The organism is Moorena sp. SIO4E2 (assembly GCF_010671945.1).
Classification (GTDB): domain Bacteria; phylum Cyanobacteriota; class Cyanobacteriia; order Cyanobacteriales; family Coleofasciculaceae; genus Moorena; species Moorena producens.
Window position 1 is genome coordinate 1 of sequence record NZ_JAAHIE010000654.1, and the last position, 3,642, is coordinate 3,642.

Sequence of the window (3,642 nt, forward strand, 5' to 3'; positions counted from 1 at the left end):
GCACTTTTAGGATGCTTCGCGGTGAAATGTAACGGACCATCTATATCTAGAAAGCGATCGCACTCCCCCCACTTACTACACTTGGCTCACTGCACTGTTTTATCAAACTGCCTAGACTATTTAATTTTTTATATCAAGTCAGGATAATTATCCTTAATAAAAATCTCCCCATCTCCCCATCTCCCCACCCTCTGCTTAATTATGGATATTCAAGCAGACTTGATATAGCGTTTCTAGGATTTATGAGGTACGCTTCTCAACCTCAAAGTCCCCCTTGATAAGGGGGATTTAGGGGGATCTCTTTGGACTTCATGGCATATATAATTGCTATATTATTGGCTCTCTCGATGCTAATTGGTTAAAATCTCAGAGAGTGATAAAACAGAGGTCGCTTCAGACATGAACCTTGCTGAACTTCTGACCAATCCCAATGTCCTTCAAATACTACTCGTTGTAGAACTAGCACTACTTCCCTCTCTTGGCGCACTTTTGATCAATCGCTTTGACCAGCAAAATACTCGCCTTCGGAGAATAATAGTAATTGCTCTATGCACAATTTATGGAGTCTTAGTTCTTGCAGGAGGACATTTAGTTTTTAAACCATCCGCACAACAGAATAGCGAGTGGTTCCAACAAGTCTACTGGATTTTAGGTATTGGTTACTTATTTGCCCTACCGACAATTGGGTATTTGTTAAAAACTACAATATCTAGAAAAATTCCAAAGGCAAATTTACAGCGATGGCGGAAGGACTTGCTGGGAGCAATGGCAGCTGAGGTTAACATGCGCCTTGATGACTCCCTGCACAATGACAACTTGATTAAGTTGGTAATGGCAGACCACAGGGAGCAAGTGGGTCGTCCAGAAAAAATTACCGTTAATCCTAGCAATTCTCCTCCAAGGTTGAAAAGGTTGCCCAAGTTTTGGCGAGTAACTACGGAGTCTGAACCAGGTCAAAGGCTTATTGAGGTATTTAACCAACACGATATTGCCGGGAAACTGTTGATTCTTGGTGCGCCTGGTTCTGGAAAAACGACCATGCTGTTGGATTTGGCCAAAGATTTAATTACACGTGCCCAGGACCAGCCAGACCAACCTATTCCAATTATTGCTGAACTTTCGGATTGGAAAGATGACAAGCAGCCCATTGCTGAATGGTTAGCAGCTAATTTAAAGTTTCGTTATAATCTCCCCGAAGCCATTACTCAGGAGTGGATTACCACCGGTCAGTTGTTACCTCTTCTGGATGGTTTGGATGAGTTGGGTTTAGAGCGACAGAAGTTATGTGTTCAGCAATTAAATCAGTTTGTCAAACACGTTCCTCAAATTGTGGTTTGCTGTCGTAAAGAAGAGTACGAAGCCGGTGAAAAAATTAAGGAGATGCGGGGAGCAGTCGGTCTGCAACCTTTGACCGATCAGCAGATAGAAAATTATTTAAACGGGTTCAAGGGTCGCCTCTGGCAAGGAATTCAGCAAGATTCAGATGGGTTGCTAGAGTTAGCAAGAATGCCCTTATTATTACATTTAATTCCCGTTGCTTATCGATATGGAGATGGCTTGAAGCGAGTAGGAAGACATTTTCTATGGATACCTTTTAATGATCCTAAGGCAAAGGAAGACTATCAGAACGAATGCCGTCAAAAGTTATTTGAGGCTTACATTGACCGTAAACTAGAGGAAAACCATGACCGTCGAGGTTATTCGGAAGAGGAAACAAGGCGCTGGTTAGGCTGGCTTGCTAAACAATTGAAGGAGCGACAACAAACCGAGTTTTTGATTGAGAAAATGCAGCCTGATCTGTTGAATAATTCCACAGAAAAGTGGTTTTATAAGCTGATTTTAGGGCTGATTGTCGGTCTGATTTTGGGGCTGATTTTGGGGCTGATTGGAGGGCGGAGTATAGGGCTGATTTTGGGGCTGATTTTGGGGCTGCTTTTTGGGTTGGATAATTATATTTTTTTTGAGAGGAATAATGATAATATAGAACCTTATGAAAATATTAAATTTTCATTGCATTATTTGCAAAATTTATGGCAAATAATGCAATCATGGCAAAGAATAAAAAAATTAATGGACTTACTGATTGGAGGGCTGATTGTAGTGCTGATTGGAGGGCTGATTGGAGTGCTGATTGGAATGCTGATTAGAGTGCTGATTGTAGTGCTGATTGTATTGCTGATTGGAGGGCTCAGTGGAGAAGAACTAAAAACCAGAAATAAACCAAATCAGGGAATTAAAGAATGCGCTAAAAATACCGTTATTATTAGTTTAATTAGTTTTCCTGTAATTTTATTGCCGGTTGTATTAACTACTCTAGATTTGGAAGAGAATGTTGAACCACTCGAAGCATTAATTTTTGCTTTTGGGCTAGCAATGTTATTTGGCTTTTTCTTTGCTGGCATACCGGTCATTCAGCATTTCGTCCTCCGCCTCATTCTCTGGCGCAGTGGTTCAATCCCCTGGGATTACGCCCATTTCCTGAGCTATGCCACAGAACGCCGCCTGATCAAGCAAGTCGGTGGACGCTATCGATTCATCCACGATTTGCTGCGGGAGCACTTTGCCACCACCTAGTGTGGGGGTTAATAATGGAATGATTTTAAAAGTTTTGTGGAACGGGCATCTTGGTGGAATGGGCATCTTGCGTAGAACGGGCATCTTGCGTAGAACGGGCATCTTGCCTAGAACTGGCATCTTGCGTAGAACTGGCATCTTGCCAGTTTCAATATATTTTCGAGCGGGCATCCTGCCCACTCTACTCCTATTCATTCCTTAATTGAGCAACGGCTATTTTCGAGCGGGCATCCTGCCCACTCTACTCCTATTGATTCCTTAACTCCCTATTCTTCTTGATCCATCGGCAGACTTATATCCAAAAAAATAAGGAACTTAGCATCAGGCATGAGCCGCTTCAGAGCCTGCACATAGCTTTTGGCATCGCAAAGGTTGTCAAACCGAGCGAAAACCAATGGTGGCATGGGTGGCAATAGCCTCACCAGTACCCATGGGTATAGGCTTAGACCATAGTACATAATAAATGTATCTCCTTTAAGTGGGAGCCAGAGCCAGCCTTGGCCTGAGGAATATCCGTAGGCTGGCTCTTGCCGTTAATTTTAAAGTGGGCAATTTTATTGTAGCACAAAAAACATATTATTATAGCATATTTTGAAAAGTTTTGTAAAAAATTTTTGAGGGAATCGGGAATCGGGAGTCGGGAAGAATTCTCCTTGCCATGGAACAGGGATGTTAGTGGAATGGGCATCTTGCCCGTTACATTCCCAGACACCGATGTTGGTGGAATGGGCATCTTGCCCGTTACATTCCCAGACACCGATGTTGGTAGAATGGGCATCTTGCCCGTTCGAGTACTGTTGGCGCGGGCAGGATGCCCGCTCTACTCCTATTCATTCTTTGACTGACGCAACACCCGCCGAAAAGTAAGCAATCAGCGGTGAGCCAGCTGATTACTGACCGCTGATTACTGATAGCTGATAGCTGATCGCTTAGCTAATAGAGGACTTAGTAATCGCCATCCCATCATGGGGGTTAAATAAATGAATCTTCTCTGGGTCTATGGACAGCCAAATTTCGTCACAATTCTGACAATTTTATCTGGTGGAACTCTGACCTGAAGAGGGCTAG

General features: G+C 43.1%; 5 protein-coding genes. 3 read left to right on the forward strand and 2 right to left on the reverse strand.

Annotation, left to right across the window (positions count from 1 at the left end; genetic code table 11):
• Positions 1 to 354: 354 nt before the first annotated feature.
• Together F6K37_RS34850 and F6K37_RS34855 are read left to right on the forward strand one after the other, a co-directional pair.
• Positions 355 to 2,574, forward strand: a complete 2,220-nt coding sequence (locus F6K37_RS34850; RefSeq protein WP_287255406.1) for an NACHT domain-containing protein — start codon at positions 355 to 357, stop codon at positions 2,572 to 2,574.
• A gap of 50 nt (positions 2,575 to 2,624) precedes the next feature.
• Entirely contained in the window at positions 2,625 to 2,780 is a 156-nt protein-coding gene (locus F6K37_RS34855) for a hypothetical protein (protein ID WP_287255408.1), read from the forward strand.
• A gap of 60 nt (positions 2,781 to 2,840) precedes the next feature.
• Here the strand turns inward: F6K37_RS34855 and F6K37_RS34860 are convergent, their stop codons facing one another.
• Both F6K37_RS34860 and F6K37_RS34865 read right to left on the reverse strand, forming a co-directional pair.
• Positions 2,841 to 3,032, reverse strand: a complete 192-nt coding sequence (locus tag F6K37_RS34860) for a hypothetical protein (RefSeq protein ID WP_008186010.1) — start codon at positions 3,030 to 3,032, stop codon at positions 2,841 to 2,843.
• Positions 3,017 to 3,262 (reverse strand): hypothetical protein, encoded by a 246-nt coding sequence (locus F6K37_RS34865; RefSeq protein WP_287255410.1) that lies wholly within the window; start codon positions 3,260 to 3,262, stop codon positions 3,017 to 3,019. Before F6K37_RS34865 ends, F6K37_RS34860 begins: the two co-directional genes overlap by 16 nt.
• Here F6K37_RS34865 and F6K37_RS34870 point away from each other — a divergent pair.
• Positions 3,250 to 3,441 carry a hypothetical protein gene (locus F6K37_RS34870; RefSeq protein ID WP_287255411.1) on the forward strand — a complete coding sequence of 64 codons (192 nt, stop codon included), beginning with the start codon at positions 3,250 to 3,252 and terminating at the stop codon, positions 3,439 to 3,441. The two genes, F6K37_RS34865 and F6K37_RS34870, sit on opposite strands and share 13 nt — an antisense overlap.
• Positions 3,442 to 3,642 lie beyond the last annotated feature (201 nt).